The 14,488-nt window shown below is 70.3% G+C and carries 13 protein-coding genes, 2 tRNA genes and 1 pseudogene; 10 read left to right on the top strand and 6 right to left on the bottom strand.

Going from position 1 to position 14,488, the window contains the following annotated elements:
* The first annotated feature begins 142 nt into the window (after positions 1 to 142).
* From NON19_RS10350 to NON19_RS10340, 3 genes are all read left to right on the top strand, one after another.
* On the top strand, positions 143 to 1,600 hold the full coding sequence (locus tag NON19_RS10350) for a peptidoglycan D,D-transpeptidase FtsI family protein (protein ID WP_255926579.1): 1,458 nt from the start codon (positions 143 to 145) through the stop codon (positions 1,598 to 1,600).
* Between the two features lie 128 nt (positions 1,601 to 1,728).
* The gene (locus NON19_RS10345; RefSeq protein WP_255926577.1) at positions 1,729 to 3,237 is read left to right on the top strand and encodes a M1 family metallopeptidase; all 1,509 of its coding nucleotides are present in this window, start codon (positions 1,729 to 1,731) and stop codon (positions 3,235 to 3,237) included.
* Positions 3,238 to 3,426: 189 nt separating this feature from the next.
* On the top strand, positions 3,427 to 4,548 hold the full coding sequence (locus NON19_RS10340; protein WP_255926575.1) for a PLP-dependent cysteine synthase family protein: 1,122 nt from the start codon (positions 3,427 to 3,429) through the stop codon (positions 4,546 to 4,548).
* A gap of 27 nt (positions 4,549 to 4,575) precedes the next feature.
* Here NON19_RS10340 and NON19_RS10335 read toward each other — a convergent pair whose 3' ends face one another.
* Genes NON19_RS10335 through NON19_RS10325 form a run of 3 tightly spaced genes read right to left on the bottom strand, consistent with a single transcriptional unit; the run spans position 4,576 to position 6,454 of the window.
* Positions 4,576 to 5,316, bottom strand: coding sequence for a sulfite exporter TauE/SafE family protein (locus NON19_RS10335; RefSeq protein WP_255926573.1), 741 nt, complete (start codon positions 5,314 to 5,316; stop codon positions 4,576 to 4,578).
* Positions 5,313 to 5,669 carry a rhodanese-like domain-containing protein gene (locus tag NON19_RS10330; protein WP_255926571.1) on the bottom strand — a complete coding sequence of 119 codons (357 nt, stop codon included), beginning with the start codon at positions 5,667 to 5,669 and terminating at the stop codon, positions 5,313 to 5,315. Before NON19_RS10330 ends, NON19_RS10335 begins: the two co-directional genes overlap by 4 nt.
* Entirely contained in the window at positions 5,666 to 6,454 is a 789-nt protein-coding gene (locus tag NON19_RS10325) for a GntR family transcriptional regulator (protein WP_255926570.1), read from the bottom strand. The genes NON19_RS10330 and NON19_RS10325 overlap by 4 nt, the downstream gene beginning before the upstream one ends.
* A 46-nt stretch (positions 6,455 to 6,500) precedes the next feature.
* Here NON19_RS10325 and NON19_RS10320 point away from each other — a divergent pair, with 46 nt between their 5' ends.
* The 6 genes and pseudogenes from NON19_RS10320 to NON19_RS10295 all read left to right on the top strand — a co-directional run bounded on the left by NON19_RS10320 (position 6,501) and on the right by NON19_RS10295 (position 11,768).
* Positions 6,501 to 7,823, top strand: coding sequence for a rhodanese-like domain-containing protein (locus NON19_RS10320; RefSeq protein WP_255926568.1), 1,323 nt, complete (start codon positions 6,501 to 6,503; stop codon positions 7,821 to 7,823).
* 13 nt (positions 7,824 to 7,836) lie between these two features.
* Positions 7,837 to 9,033 carry an NAD(P)/FAD-dependent oxidoreductase gene (locus NON19_RS10315; protein WP_255926566.1) on the top strand — a complete coding sequence of 399 codons (1,197 nt, stop codon included), beginning with the start codon at positions 7,837 to 7,839 and terminating at the stop codon, positions 9,031 to 9,033.
* Positions 9,034 to 9,227: 194 nt separating this feature from the next.
* Positions 9,228 to 9,605: pseudogene (locus tag NON19_RS10310) on the top strand (low temperature requirement protein A); the annotation flags it as partial.
* 60 nt (positions 9,606 to 9,665) lie between these two features.
* Positions 9,666 to 10,115, top strand: coding sequence for a MarR family winged helix-turn-helix transcriptional regulator (locus NON19_RS10305; RefSeq protein WP_255926564.1), 450 nt, complete (start codon positions 9,666 to 9,668; stop codon positions 10,113 to 10,115).
* Positions 10,115 to 10,951: an ABC transporter ATP-binding protein gene (locus tag NON19_RS10300; RefSeq protein ID WP_372514068.1), complete on the top strand. Its 837-nt coding sequence runs from the start codon at positions 10,115 to 10,117 to the stop codon at positions 10,949 to 10,951. Before NON19_RS10305 ends, NON19_RS10300 begins: the two co-directional genes overlap by 1 nt.
* Positions 10,911 to 11,768, top strand: coding sequence for an ABC transporter permease (locus tag NON19_RS10295; protein ID WP_255926562.1), 858 nt, complete (start codon positions 10,911 to 10,913; stop codon positions 11,766 to 11,768). Before NON19_RS10300 ends, NON19_RS10295 begins: the two co-directional genes overlap by 41 nt.
* Before the next feature lie 51 nt (positions 11,769 to 11,819).
* Here NON19_RS10295 and NON19_RS10290 read toward each other — a convergent pair.
* Both NON19_RS10290 and NON19_RS10285 read right to left on the bottom strand, forming a co-directional pair.
* Positions 11,820 to 11,895: transfer RNA gene (locus NON19_RS10290), tRNA-Lys, on the bottom strand.
* 145 nt (positions 11,896 to 12,040) lie between these two features.
* Positions 12,041 to 12,113: transfer RNA gene (locus NON19_RS10285), tRNA-Lys, on the bottom strand.
* Positions 12,114 to 12,305: 192 nt separating this feature from the next.
* Here NON19_RS10285 and NON19_RS10280 point away from each other — a divergent pair.
* Entirely contained in the window at positions 12,306 to 13,454 is a 1,149-nt protein-coding gene (locus tag NON19_RS10280; RefSeq protein ID WP_372514081.1) for a chitinase, read from the top strand.
* A gap of 146 nt (positions 13,455 to 13,600) precedes the next feature.
* Here NON19_RS10280 and NON19_RS10275 read toward each other — a convergent pair whose 3' ends face one another.
* The gene (locus NON19_RS10275) at positions 13,601 to 14,359 is read right to left on the bottom strand and encodes an IclR family transcriptional regulator (protein ID WP_255926560.1); all 759 of its coding nucleotides are present in this window, start codon (positions 14,357 to 14,359) and stop codon (positions 13,601 to 13,603) included.
* Positions 14,360 to 14,488: the final 129 nt, after the last annotated feature.

Below are 14,488 nucleotides of genomic sequence, written 5' to 3'. Positions count from 1 at the left end.
TCTGCCGGAATAGTAGCCGCGCCAGCGCGTCGCCAGCCTTCCGGAATCCTCAGGTCCAAACATTGCGGACATATCGGGTCCGAAGCTGTGAGATCGCCCCGAGCTGGAACCAATCCATGCTCGGGGGACGTTCTTGACTGGGATGAACAAGACGATCAGACGCACGGCGGCCTTCTCCCTCCTGCTGGTCCTCGCCCTCTTGCTGCGGGTGTCATGGGTGCAGGAGGTCGACGGCAAGGCACTCGCGGACGACCAGTACAACCGACGGAACCTGATCGCGCAGTACGCGAACCCGTTCGGCGACATCATCGTGGGCGGCCGACCGGTGACCGGCTCGGCCAGGACCAGCAGCCCTGACTTCACGTACAAGCGCACCTACACCGACGGCCCGTTGTACGCGGCGGTCACCGGACGACTGTCCCAGGTCTACGGCGCCAACCAGCTCGAAGGCATCTACCAGGGCGTGCTCAACGGCACTGACTCGCGCACCAGGAGCCTGCTCGACGTGCTCACCGGCCGCACCGGCAAACCCGGCGACGTGCTCACCACGATCGACCCGGCGGTGCAGAAGGCCGCGTACAACGGTCTGGGCAACAAGAACGGTGCCGCCGTCGCCATCGACCCGCAGACCGGCAACGTCCTCGCGATGGTCAGCACCCCCAGCTACGACCCCTCGAAGATCGCCGGTGGCTCCAAGGCCGACGCGCGGGCATGGCAGCGGTACAGCGACGACAAGAGCCAGCCGATGAGCAACCGGGCGCTGCGCCAGACCTATCCGCCCGGCTCCACCTTCAAGCTGGTGGTCGCCGCAGCCGCGCTGCAGGACGGGCTGTACTCCTCGATCGACCAGCCGACCAACAGCCCCAACCCGTACACCCTGCCAGGCACGGTCAGCCAGCTCACCAACGAGAACCCCGCGGCGCCGTGCGAGAACGCCTCGATCAGCACCGCGCTGGAGTACTCCTGCAACACGGTGTTCGCCAAGATGGCGGTGGACCTCGGCCAGGACAAGGTCAAGGCGATGGCCGACGCGTTCGGCTTCGACAGCAGCGAACTGGACATACCGGTGCGCGCCGCGCAGAGCGTCTACCCGACGAAGATGCCCAAGTCCTCGCTGGCGCAGACCGGCATCGGCCAGTTCGACGTACGGGCCACCCCGCTGCAGATGGCCATGGTGGTCTCCGCCATCGCGGACGGCGGCAAGCTGATGGCCCCGCACATGGTCTCCGAGGTCACCGACGGCGACGGCAAGGCGCTGCGGACCTTCGACCCCAAGCAGACGTCCCAGCCCATCAGCGAGCACACCGCCCAGCAGCTGCGGCAGGCGATGGTCTCCGTCATCCAGAAGGGCACCGGCACCAACGCGCAGATCCCCGGCGTGGAGGTCGGCGGCAAGACCGGCACCGCGCAGCACGGCGTGGACAACGGCGAGAAGCCCTACGCGTGGTTCGTCTCCTACGCCAAGGACAGCTCCGGCAAGCAGGTGGCGGTCGCCGTCATGGTCGACGACCCGGACGCGGTGCGCTCCGAGATCAGCGGCAACGGGCTGGCCGCTCCGATCGCCAAGGCGATGATGCAGGCGGCGCTGAAGTCCTCGTGAGCCGATTGGCGTGATTGTGTTGCGCCACATGAACCTTCTGTGTCGTCAGCGGCCGGTTCGCTGGCCGCCGCTCACAGCTTCTGCATAGCCTGCCAACTGTTCCTTCTCCCCGACCAGTTGGAGGACCAGTGCTGCGTGACAACACGCGCAGAAGAACCATCGCCTCGACCGCGACAGCCGCCGCATCCGCCCTCGCGCTGCTGCTGGCCGTCCCGGCGGCGGCCGCCACCCCGACCCCGGGCGCGCCCACCGCGGGCGACCCGTACTACCCCACGTACGGCAACAGCGGATACCACGTCTCCCACTACGACCTGCGGTTGAGGTACCAGCCCAAGACCGACCAGCTCCAGGGCACCGCCACCATCCTGGCGTCCGCCACCCAGGACCTGTCCCGCTTCGACCTGGACTTCTCACTCGACGTCAGCGGCGTGTGGGTCAACGGGCAGCAGGCCGCGTTCACCGAGAACCCCGGCGCCCACAAGCTCCAGATCACCCCCGCCGCGCCACTGGCCAAGGGCAGTGACGCCACCGTCGTGGTGCGCTACTCCGGCGTGCCGTCCAAGGTCACGGTGAACGGCATCAACGCCTGGCTGCGCACGCCGGACGGCGCGGTCGCGGCGGACGAGCCGGAAGCCGCGTGGTGGTGGTTCCCCAGCAACGACCATCCGTCGGACAAGGCCACCTACGACGTGTCGGTCGAGGTCCCCAAGGGCCTGCAGGTGATCAGCAACGGCGTGCTCACCGGCCAGCGCGACACCGCCACCGGCACCCGCTACAGCTGGCGGGAGGACAAGCCGCAGGCCACCTACCTCGCCACCATGGCCATCGGCAAGTTCGACATCACCACCGGCAAGACCAAGGACGGCATCCCGGTCGTCAACGCCTACAGCAAGGACCTCGGCGCCAACGCGGCGGCGGCGCGGGCCAGCGTGGAGCGGTCGGCGGAGATCATCGACTGGGAGAGCAGGTACTTCGGCACGTACCCGTTCGACGCGCTGGGCGGCTATGTGCCCAACGTCAAGACCCACTACGCGCTGGAGACCCAGACCCGGCCGTTCTACAGCCCGGCGCAGTTCGCCAGCGGCTCCAACGCCTCGGTCATCGTCCACGAACTCGCCCACCAGTGGTTCGGCGACGACGTCTCGCTGGAGCGCTGGCAGGACATCTGGCTGAACGAGGGCTTCGCCAGCTACGCCCAGTGGCTGTGGTCGGAGTACCAGGGCGAGGGCACCACCCAGCAGCTCGCCGACTACGTCTACGCCCAGCACCCGGCGAACGACCCGTTCTGGACGGTCAAGCCTGGCGACCCCGGCGCTGACCACCAGTTCGACGACGCGGTCTACGACCGGGGCGCCGCCGCCATCCAGGCGCTCCGCAACACCGTCGGCGACCAGGCGTTCTTCCAGATCCTCAAGGCGTGGCCCCGTGAACACGCGTACGGCAACGGTGACTTCGCGCAGTTCCAGAGCCTGGCGGAGCGGATCTCCGGCAAGCCGCTGGCCCAGCTGTTCCAGACCTGGCTGTTCACCCCGCAGCGCCCGGCGGCGGCCACGGCAGCCAGGGCCTGGGTACGGGCGCTGATGGTGACCGGGCAACCGAGGTCGTGGGCGCGCATCCACGCCGCGTACGCGCGGTGAAAGCCGGACCGGCTGAGCAGGTCGGGCGATGTCCGCTGCGGTTCAGTAGCGCCCTGAAGGGGCGCGGGGAACTGCGCGACCAGCCACAACGGCGCCACGGACGATCGGCGGCACGTCGCCCCACTCACAGCGGAGCGCATAGTCACCCCAAGTGACGGTTTGAGAGGGCGGTGCGGTTATACAGGGCACATGACCGACGCCATGACCGCACCGTCCGAGTCCATCGAGCTGGACGTGAACCGACACGACCCGGCCTACCGGGCCTGGCTGAGGGAGGCCGTCGGCAAGGTCCAGGCCGACGCCAACCGCTCCGCCGACACCCATCTGCTCTCCGTTCCGCTGCCGGTGGAGTGGGGCGTCGACCTGTATCTGAAGGACGAGTCCACTCATCCCACCGGCAGCCTCAAGCACCGGCTGGCCCGTTCGCTGTTCCTGTACGGGCTCTGCAACGGCTGGATCCGCCCGGGGCGCCCGGTGATCGAGGCGTCCAGCGGTTCCACCGCGGTCTCCGAGGCGTACTTCGCCAAGCTGATCGGGGTGCCGTTCATAGCGGTGATGGCCGCGAGCACCAGTCGGGCCAAGATCGAGCTGATCGAGTTCCAGGGCGGTACCTGCCATCTGGTGGACAACCCGTGCGAGGTCTACGAGGCCGCCGCCCGGCTCGCCGCTCAGACCGGCGGCCACTACATGGACCAATTCACCTACGCGGAACGGGCCACCGACTGGCGGGGCAACAACAACATCGCCGAGTCGATCTTCCGGCAGCTGGCGGCTGAGCGGCATCCGGAGCCGTCCTGGATCGTCGCCACCGCGGGCACCGGCGGCACCTCCGCGACCATCGCCCGCTATGTCCACTACACCCAGCGGGACACCGGCGTGTGCGTGGCCGACCCGGAGAACTCCGCGTTCTTCGACGGCTGGCGCACCGGTGACCCGTCGGTCACCACCGACCACGGCTCCCGCATCGAGGGCATCGGCCGCCAGCGCGTCGAGCCCAGCTTCATCCCCGGCGCGGTGGACCGCATGATGCGGGTGCCGGACGCGGCGGCGATCGCCACCATCCACCTGCTGGAGCGGCTGCTGGGCCGCAAGACCGGCGCCTCCACCGGCACCGGTACCTGGGCGGCGTTCCGCATCATCGCGGAGATGCGGGCGCGCGGCGAGCGGGGCAGCGTGGTGACGCTGCTGTGTGATCCGGGGGAGCGGTACCTCGACAAGTACTACTCGCCGGAGTGGCTTGCCGCCCAAGGCATCGACGTCACGCCGTACACGGCACGGCTGGAACGGTTCCTGGCGGAGGGGCGGTTGTAAGCCGAAAGCACCGCGACCGGCAAGTCCTCAGCCCGCCGCGACCCGCACGACGAGGTACCCCGCCACCGCCACCGTCAAGGTGGCGAACGCGCGGCGCAGCGTGGTGGACGGGACCCGGGCCGACACCCGGCGGCCGAGCAGTGAGCCGACGACGGCGGCAGCCGTCAAGGGCGCGACAACCTCCCAGTGGAACGTCTCCCCGCCCGCCCGAGCGGCCAGCGAGACCGCCGAGTTGACCGCGATGACCAGCAGTGAGGTCCCCACCGCCACCGGCATCTCGTACCCCAGCGCCCCCACCAGCGCCGGAACGATCACAAAGCCGCCGCCCACGCCCAGGAACCCGGTGAGGAACCCAACTCCCAGGCCGGAGGCGACGATGCGCAGCACCCGCCCGCGCCCCGGCGCAGCTCGTACGGCAGAGCACCGGAACATGGCTGTCGCCGAGACCGCCATCAGCGCGGCGAAACACAGCATCAACACCGTTGGATCCACCGACCGGTTCAGCGCCGTACCCGCGTACGAGGCCGCGACGCCCGCCGCGCCGAACGAAAGCCCCGCCCCCCAACGCACGTTGCCCGCGCGGGCATGGCTCCACGCCCCGCACAGCGCGGTCACCCCGACCACCACCAGGCCCCCCGTGGTGGCCGACCGAGGGCTCTGCCCCAGCGCGTAGACCAGTACCGGAACCGTCAGTATCGAGCCGCCACCGCCAAGTGCCCCCAGACACAGGCCGATCAGGCCACCGAGGACCAGTCCCAGCAGGGTCATATGACGGTTCCGGGCCGCCCGCCGGTACACGTCACCGGCAGCCCCGCCCGCGCCCACGCCTGCATCCCGCCCCGCAGGTTGCACGCCGTCCGGCCCGCCGCCCGCAGCCGTTCGACCGCCGACGCGGACCTGCGGCCCGACCGGCATACCACCACCAGTAGCTGATCACCCGTCAGCCACGTGAAGTCCGCCGCGGACAGTGCGAGATGCACCGCCTCAGGAGCGTGCCCGGCCGCCCACTCGTCGTCCTCCCGTACATCCAGCAGCACCGCCGCGCCGGAGCCGACCAGCCCCCGCGCCTCCAGCGGATCCACCTCGCGCAGTGCGTCCAACACCGCGACCCCCCAGGTCACTTGGTCAGGGCGAAGGCTTCCGCCCCCGCCAGATCCAGCCGGTACCCCTTCGCCGAGAACTCGGCGCGGGCCGTGAAGCGGTCACCGCGCACCAGCGTGTAGCGCCACTCCACGGGGCGGTCGCCCGCGCAGCCGAGCCGGTCCACGGCGAACGCGGCGACGCCCTCGTCGATGCCGAGCAGTCGGCGCTCGGCGGCAGTGGGCACCACCGCGCGCAGCACCTCGCGGCCACCGGTCAGCCGTACGCCGGTGCGGGCCGCCAACTCGTCGTAGAGCGAGGTGTGCGTGAAGTCCGCCTCCAGCAGCGGCGCGGCCAGCTCGGCTGGCAGCCACACCCGGTCGACGGCCAGCGGCTCGTCGTCGGCCAGTCGCAGCCGCTCAAGGTGGAGCAGCGGCGCGGACTCCTCCAGACCCAGCCGGGCGGCGAAGACCCCGTCGGCACGGATGTCCAGCACCCGCACCACACTGCGCTGCACCTGGCCCGCCGCCTCCACCGAGCGGAACAGGCTGTAGAGCGCGCCCAGCGGCTGCTCTATCTCCGCCGGTACGGCCAGTCGCGGCGGACGGCCGCGCTCGGCGATCACCAGTCCCTCGGCGCGCAGTTGGCGCAGCGCCTCGCGCACCGTGTGGCGGCTGACCCCGTACTCCTCGACTAGCGCCAGCTCGCCGGGGAAGGCGGAGCCGAAAGCGCCGGACTCCAGCCGCGCCCGCAGATCGTCGCGGACCTGGGCCCACAGGGGGAGCGGACTGGATCGGTCCGGCTTGGTTGCTCCAATTGATCGCACGGACCTAATGTACGTACATTCGTGCATTAGCGAAAGGGGTGGGCTGATGGTCGAGGTCCAGGTCATCGACACCACGGAACTGGGCAACCGCAGCTACATCGCGCATGACGGCCGGGTGGCGGTGGTCGTCGATCCGCAGCGCGACCTGGACCGGGTCGAGGCGGCGCTGAACAGCGCCGGGCTGAGCTGCGGACTGGTGGTGGAGACGCACATCCACAACGACTACGTCACCGGTGGGTACGAGCTCGCCCGGCGCAGCGGCGTGCCGTACGTGGTGTCCGCCGCCGAGCAGGTCTCCTTCGACCGGTATCCGGTGGAGGACGGGGACCGTCTCGCGGTGGGTTGCCTGTCCGTCGAGGTGGTGGCGACCCCGGGGCACACCGACGGCCATCTTTCGTACGTGATCTCCGACGGCGACGGGCCGCCCGCGGTCTTCACCGGTGGTTCGCTGCTCTACGGCACGGTGGGCCGCACCGACCTGGTGGACCCCGACCGCACCGAGGAGCTGACCCGGACCCAGTACCGCTCGGCCCGGCGGCTGGCAGCCGAACTCCCGGACGAGGCCGCGGTGTTCCCCACCCATGGCTTCGGCAGCTTCTGTTCCTCAGGACCCGCCACGGTCACCGCGACGGCCACGATCGGTGAGGAGCGCACCCGCAACGACGCGCTCACCGAGCCGGACGAGGACGCCTTCACCGCCCGGTTGATCGCCCGCCTCACCGCCTACCCGGCCTACTACGCGCACATGGCACCGCTCAACCGCCAGGGCCCGGCGGCCGCGGACCTCACGCCGCCGCGGCCGGTGGACGCGGCCGAGCTGAAGTCCCGGATCGCCGCCGGGGCATGGGTCGTCGACCTGCGCGACCGCACCGCCTACGCGGCCGGGCACCTGGCCGGGACGGTCGGCATCGAACTCGGCCGCCAGTTCGCCACGTACCTGGGCTGGCTGCTGCCGTGGGGCGAGCCGGTCACCCTGGTCGGCGAGACCGCCGAGCAGGTGGCCGACGCCCAGCGGCAGTTGGCCCGCATCGGCATCGACCGCCCGGCCGGGGCGGCGGTCGGCCCGGTGCCCGGCGAGTGCCACTACCCGCGGGTGGGCTTCGCCGACCTCGCCGGAATCGGGGACGGGCTGCTGCTCGACGTACGCCGTGACGACGAGCGGGCCAGCGGCGCGCTGCCCGGCTCGCGACACATTCCGCTGCACCAACTGCTGGACCGGCTCGACGAACTGCCGTCCCGGCGGACGCTGTGGGTGCACTGCGCCAGCGGCTTCCGGGCCAGCGTCGCGGCCTCGCTGCTGGCCCGGGCCGGACACCAAGTGGTGCTCATCGACGACGACTTCGGCACCGCGATGACCACGCGGGGCTGAGGGAGGGACGCACATGACGCAGCACTCCAAGATCCTCGTCATCGGCGGTGGCACCGCCGGAATCACCGTCGCCGCCCGGCTGCGCCGCGCCAACGCCCCCGGTGTCACGGTGCTCGAACCGAGTCAGACGCACTACTACCAGCCGCTGTGGACACTGGTCGGCGGCGGCCGGGCGACACTGGGCGAGAGCGCCCGCCGCGAGGCGTCCGTGATGCCGCGCGGCACCCGCTGGATCAAGGACCGCGCCACGACCGTCGACCCGGCCGCCCACCTGGTCACCACGGCCGACGGCGCCCGCCTCGAGTACGACCGGCTCGTCGTCTGCCCCGGCATCCAACTCGACTGGCACCGGGTTCCGGGCATGGCCGAGGCCGTACGCACCCCGTACGCGTCCTCCAACTACCTGCCGGAACTGGCGTCGAAGACCTGGGAGTTGATACGGGGCCTGCGCAGGGGCACCGCGGTGTTCACCATGCCGTCCGGACCGATCAAGTGCGGCGGCGCACCGCAGAAGATCGCGTACCTGGCCGCCGACCACTGGCGGCGCCAGGGTGTGCTGAAGGACATCCGGGTGGTGCTGGTGCTGCCCACCCCGGCGATGTTCGCACTGCCCGCGTTCTCCGAGGAACTGGCCAGGGTGGCCGCCCGCTACGGCATCGAGGTCCGGCTCAACAGCGAGCTGACCGAGGTGGACGGCGACTCCCGCAAGGCCGTGATCGTCGACAACGCCGACGGATCGCGCGAGTCGATCGGCTACGACCTGCTGCACACCGTGCCCCCGCAGTCCGCCCCCGACTGGATCAAGGACGGTCCGCTCGCCGACCCCGACAACCCGGCGGGGTACGTCCAGGTCGACAAGTACACCCTGCGCCACGAACGCCACCCGGACGTCTTCGCGCTGGGCGACGCGGGCTCCACCCCCAACTCCAAGACCGGCGCGGCGGTCCGCAAGCAGGCGCCGGTCGTGGTGCGCAACCTTCTGGCGACGATGGCCGGACGCGAGCCCACGGCACGCTACGACGGCTACGCCTCCTGCCCGATCACCACCGCCCAGGACCGGATGCTGCTCGCCGAGTTCGACTACACGATGCGGCACACACCGTCCATCCCGCTGATCGACACCACCCGTGAACGGCGCGACATGTGGTACCTCAAGCGGTACGGACTGCCCTTCCTGTACTGGCGGTTGATGCTGCGCGGCCTCGCCTGAGGCGCGTGCCGTCGGCGTGCCGTTGTGGTGCGCCCACGGCGCGTTGGCCGAGAGTGTCAGCCATGACGACTGATGACCGGACGGCCGAACGGGAACCACGGCGTTGAGCGGGGAGACGGCCGGTATGCCGGTCCGCCGGATGACCGCCCGGGACCGGGGCGAGGCACACCGCGCGTCCACACAGCTGGAGTTGGCAGGCGTTCGTGTGGGGTTACGGCCACTACATCGTCTTCGCCTCGGCCGCCGCGATCGGCGCGGGCATTGAGGTGGCGGTGGAACAGGCGGTGGGGGTCGCGCACATCGCGACGGCGGCCGCCTCCGCGGCGGTCACCGTGCCGTCGGCGGTGTACCTGTTCACCGTCTGGCTGCTGCACACCCGGTTCGACAAGCGCGGTCTGTGGCACCAGTCGGTGCTGCCCGCCGCGTCGGTGGCGGTGCTGGTGTGCACCCTGGCCGGGCATGCCGCGGTGCTGCTGGCCGGGGTGGTGGGGGTGATCGCGGTGGCAGTCTCAGTGGCGTTCCGGGCGCGGATCGTGCGCGCGGGGCTGGCGGGGGCGCGGGAGAACGCGTAGTGGCTGGGAGCGGACGCCGCGCTCTGGTTGATAGCTCGTATTGCGAGCTAAAATCATGATATGGCGGTAGCGGAGCTTCCTGACGCGCTGAGCGAGGTCCTCACCGGCATCCAACGGCTGGTCCGGCGCAGGCTGCGGGCCGACATGCCCATCCCCCGGCTGCGCGGCGCGCAGGTCGAACTGCTCCGGCTGGTGGTCGCCGACCCCGGGATACGGGTCTCGGCGGCGGCCAACGAGCTCTATCTGGCGGGCAATTCGGTCTCCACCCTGGTCAACCAGCTGGTGAAGGCAGGGCTGTTGCGCCGGGAGACCGATCCGGCCGACCGCCGCTCCACCCGGCTGCTGCCCACCCCGGACGCCGAGGCGCGGCTACGGGACTGGGCGGCACGCCGTACCGCGCTGGTGCGGCGGCAGGTGGAGCGGCTCTCCGAGGAGGAACGGGCGGCGCTGACCGCGGCGATTCCGGCGCTACGTAGGCTCGCCGAGGGCCTGCGCGAGGAGGTTGGCTGATGAGCGACGTCGAGCCGATGGCCGAAGCCCTCGTGTGCCGCGGGCTGGCGTACTCGTTCGGCGAGACCAAAGCGGTGGACGGCCTCGACCTGACAGTGGCCGCCGGTGAGGTCTTCGGGCTGCTCGGTCCCAACGGCGCGGGCAAGACCACCGCGATCCGCTGCATCACCACGCTGCTGCCGGTGCCCGCGGGAATGGTGCGGGTCTTCGGCCATGACCCGGCGCGGGAGCGGATGGCGGTGCGCAGGCTGCTCGGCTACGTACCGCAGCAGCTCTCCGCGGACGCCTCGCTGACCGGGCGGGAGAACGTGGCGCTGTTCGCCCGGGTCTTCGACGTCTCCCGGCGCGAGCGGGCGGAGAGGGTGGCCCAGGCGCTGGAGGCGGTGGACCTCACCGAGGCCGCCGACCGGATGGCGGGCACTTACTCCGGCGGCATGATCCGCCGCCTGGAACTCGCCCAGGCTCTGGTCAGCGCGCCGCGGCTGCTGATGCTGGACGAGCCGACCATCGGCCTGGACCCGATCGCCCGCACCAGCGTGTGGGACCACATCAACGCCGTCCGCGCCGCGACCGGGATGACGGTGCTGGTGACCACGCACTACATGGACGAGGCCGACCAGTACTGCGACCACGTCGGCCTGATGCACCGCGGCCGGATCCGCGCCCTCGGCACCCCGCAGGAGCTGAAGTCCGATCTACGTGAGCGCCGCGGCGGCACGGCGGCGCCCACCTTGGAGGACGTCTTCCGCGATGTCGCCGGAAGCGGTCTTGACGCCCAGGGAGGAGAGTTCCGCGATGTCCGCCGCACCCGCCGCACCGCGTCCCGCGTCAGCTGACCCCGCCGACCGGAACCTCGACCTGCTGCTCGTGGCGCCGCGGGCGCGCACCGGCTGGCGGGTGGTGCCCGCGCGCATCCTGGCCATGTGCGTGGTCGAGCTGCAGAAGCTGCGGCACGACCGCACCGAGCTGTACACCCGTGCCGTGCAGCCCGCGCTCTGGCTGCTGATCTACGGTGAGACCTTCACCCGGATCCGGGCGATCCCCACCGGTGGCATTCCGTATCTGGACTATCTGGCGCCGGGGATCATCGCCCAGTCCGCGATGTTCATCGCGATCTTCTACGGCATCATGATCATCTGGGAGCGGGACTCCGGGATCCTCATCAAACTGCTGGTCACACCCACCCCACGGGCCGCGCTGGTGACCGGGAAGGCCTTCGCGGCCGGGGTGAAGTCCCTGATCCAGGCGGTCGTCGTGGTGGTGATCGCCGCACTGCTCGGCGTGGCGCTGACCTGGAACCCGCTGCGGCTGCTCGGGGTGGCCGCGGTGGTCCTGCTCGGCTCGGCGTTCTTCTCCTGCCTGTCGATGACGATCGCGGGCATCGTGCTCACCCGCGACCGATTGATGGGCATTGGCCAGGCGATCACGATGCCGCTGTTCTTCGGCTCCAACGCGCTGTACCCGGTGTCCGTGATGCCCGGGTGGTTGCGGGCGGTCAGCGGGATCAACCCGCTGAGCTACGAGGTCGACGCGTTGCGCGGGCTGCTCATCGGGACGCCCGCGCATCTGGGGATGGACTTCGGTGTGCTGGCGATCGCGGCGGCGCTGGGGATCACGGCGGCATCGTCCCTGCTCAGCCGGTTGGCGCGGTAGACACTTGAGCCCCTCGCGTTGGACGCGAGGGGCCTGTGTGACCTGAGTGAATGGTGCGCCGCCAGGGACTCGAACCCCGAACCCGCTGATTAAGAGTCAGCTGCTCTGCCAGTTGAGCTAGCGGCGCTCACCGACGGGGAAATATTACCTGATGGCGGAGGGGGGCGGTGACCAGCCGCGGGTGCGGGGTGAAGCCCCCGCGAAGGGCTCGCGCCCCCGTGCGCGCACCGCCAAACGTGATGGGCCCCACATGCAAGCATGTGGGGCCGTTGTGCGCCGCCAGGGACTTGAACCCCGAACCCGCTGATTAAGAGTCAGCTGCTCTGCCAGTTGAGCTAGCGGCGCTCGCTCGACAGAAACTCTACCGGATCCAGAAGGATGCTCATGACCAGTCTATTGACGTGATCGCGTCACGGGGTCCACGCTGTGGGGCATTGGTCTGTACCAACCTCCACCCCCACAGGAGGGCGCACTGTGCCCAACAGACTCAAGACCCTGGCCGCCGCCGTCTCGGCGGCCGCCCTCGCCATCGGTGCCCTGACCACCCTGGCGGCCACCAGCCACGCCGCCCCGGCCGACACCGGTGGGGTCGGCGCCAACTGGTACGCGGCGGCGCCGTACCTGATGCCGCTGGACAACAACCCTCCGGACCCGGGCGCCGTGATGGACGCCACCGGGCTCAAGGCCTTCCAACTGGCGTTCGTCCTCGCGCCGAACGGCGGGGGCTGCTCGGCCACCTGGGGCGGCACCACCGCGGTCTCCTCGGACACCGCGGTGGCGAACGTGATCTCGCAGATCCGCGGCAAGGGCGGCGATGTCTCCGTCTCCGTCGGCGGCTACGGCGGCACCAAGCTCGGTCAGACCTGCGGCACACCGCAGGCCACCGCGGCCGCCTACCAGCAGGTGATCGACAAGTACGGGCTGAAGGCGATCGACTTCGACCTGGAGGAGCCGGAGTACGAGAACTCCGCCGCCATCCACAACGAGATCGGCGCCGCCAAGATCCTCCAGCAGCAGAACCCCGGTATCTACATCTCGGTGACCACCGCGGGCACCGCGGACGGCACCGGCTGGTTCGGCAAGCAGATGCTCAACGAGGCCAAGTCCCAGGGATTCACCCCGAACAACTTCTCCATCATGCCGTTCGACGGAGGTTTCAACGGCGCGGCGGCGCAGACCAGCGCGCTGACCAACTTCAACTCCGTACTGCAGTCGACGTTCGGCTGGGACGCGGCCACCGCGTACGCGCACGAGGGCGTCTCGCAGATGAACGGACGCAGTGACAGCGGCGAGTTCTTCTCCCAGTCCGACTTCCAGACGGTGCTGGACTACGCGACCAGCCACCACATGGCGCGCTACACCTTCTGGTCGGTCAACCGGGACCGGCAGTGCTCTCCACCAGACAACAACGGCACGACGTCGGGAACGTGCAGCAGCGTTCCGCAGGGCGCGTACGACTTCACCAAGTACTCGGTGAGGTTCGCCGGTTCCACTCCGCCCACCTCCACCCCCACTCCGCCGACCACCGGCCCGTGCAGCGCGCCCGCGTACAGCGGCAGCGCGGTCTACGTCGGCGGTGACGAGGTGACGTACAACGGCCACACCTGGAAGGCCAAGTGGTGGACGCAGGGCGAGGCGCCCTCCACCGGCGGCTCGGGCGTCTGGCAGGACGAAGGCCCCTGCTAGCCGCTCCGCTGGGGGCGCGGGGATCTGCCGTCGGTCGTCTGCGGCGCCGTAGTGGCTGGTCGCGCCCAGGTGGCGGAGCCGCACATGAACACAGCCCCGCGCCCCTTCAGGTGACGGACCAGGCGCCGCCTGGTCCGTCACACGCGTTAGAGCGTCAGCGACAACAGCACCGGCGCGGCACGCTTGTTGAGCGTGTCGGCCGCCTTGCGCAGATGGTGGGCCCGCTCCAGCGGCATCGAGACGGCGAGGCAACCGACCGCCGCGCCGACGCTGATCGGCACCGCGGCGCACACCGTGCCGACCGCGTACTCCTGCAGGTCCAGCGTGGGCACGGTGGAGGGATGGCTGTCCAACGTGGTGAACAGCACCCGCTCGTTGGTGATCGTCTTCGAGGTGAAGCGGGCCACCTTGTGCCGCGAGACATGGTCCCGGCGGCCGTCCACGTCGAGTTGGGTGAGCAGGCACTTGCCGACGGCGCTGGCGTGCGCGGCGTCGCGGAAGTCCACCCACTCGTTGACCTTGGGCGCACTCGGGCCGTCCGCGTAGTCGACGATCCGCACCTCGCCGTCGTCGTAGCGGCTGAAGTACACCGCCGCGCCGACCTCGTCGCGCAACCTGCTCAGGATCGCCTTGAGCTTGTCGCCCAGGGCGCGCTGCCGGGTGCTGCTACCGAGCAGGACAGCCGACTCGCCGACCACGTAGGCGCCATCCGGTTGAAGATCGAGGTAGCCCTCGTTCTTCAGCATGGAAAGCAGCGGGGCCAGATAGTCGACGGGCACGCTTATGTCACGGGACAGCTGGTCGGCCGTCACGCCGCGGCCATGGCGGTCCACGGTCGCCAGTACGCGCATCGCGTACTGGACCGCGGCGTAGGCCGGCGCGGTTTGTCGGTGCTCCAGCGACACGGTGTCCCCCTCGCAGGTATGACCGCTTGCGTCATGGTCGCGGCCGCCGGGCACCGGCCGAGGAGATCGGCGGACCGGGTCCCGGCACCGGACCGGCTTCCACGATAGCCCCAACCGGAGTGCCAAGAG

This window comes from Streptantibioticus rubrisoli (genome assembly GCF_024436055.1).
In the GTDB taxonomy this organism is placed as follows: Bacteria; Actinomycetota; Actinomycetes; order Streptomycetales; family Streptomycetaceae; genus Streptantibioticus_A; species Streptantibioticus_A rubrisoli.
The sequence above is the reverse complement of the archived record's forward strand: the minus strand, read 5'-3'. Positions and strand labels throughout refer to the sequence as shown.

What these genes read in the sequence shown, in the direction of transcription:
- NON19_RS10350 (WP_255926579.1), top strand. Translation starts at nt 143, where the DNA reads ATGAACAAGACGATCAGACGCACGGCGGCCTTCTCCCTCCTGCTGGTC.
- NON19_RS10340 (WP_255926575.1), top strand. Translation starts at nt 3,427, where the DNA reads ATGACCGACGCCATGACCGCACCGTCCGAGTCCATCGAGCTGGACGTG.
- NON19_RS10335 (WP_255926573.1), bottom strand. Translation starts at nt 5,316, where the DNA reads ATGACCCTGCTGGGACTGGTCCTCGGTGGCCTGATCGGCCTGTGTCTG.
- NON19_RS10320 (WP_255926568.1), top strand. Translation starts at nt 6,501, where the DNA reads ATGGTCGAGGTCCAGGTCATCGACACCACGGAACTGGGCAACCGCAGC.
- NON19_RS10315 (WP_255926566.1), top strand. Translation starts at nt 7,837, where the DNA reads ATGACGCAGCACTCCAAGATCCTCGTCATCGGCGGTGGCACCGCCGGA.
- NON19_RS10305 (WP_255926564.1), top strand. Translation starts at nt 9,666, where the DNA reads ATGGCGGTAGCGGAGCTTCCTGACGCGCTGAGCGAGGTCCTCACCGGC.
- NON19_RS10300 (WP_372514068.1), top strand. Translation starts at nt 10,115, where the DNA reads ATGAGCGACGTCGAGCCGATGGCCGAAGCCCTCGTGTGCCGCGGGCTG.
- NON19_RS10295 (WP_255926562.1), top strand. Translation starts at nt 10,911, where the DNA reads ATGTCCGCCGCACCCGCCGCACCGCGTCCCGCGTCAGCTGACCCCGCC.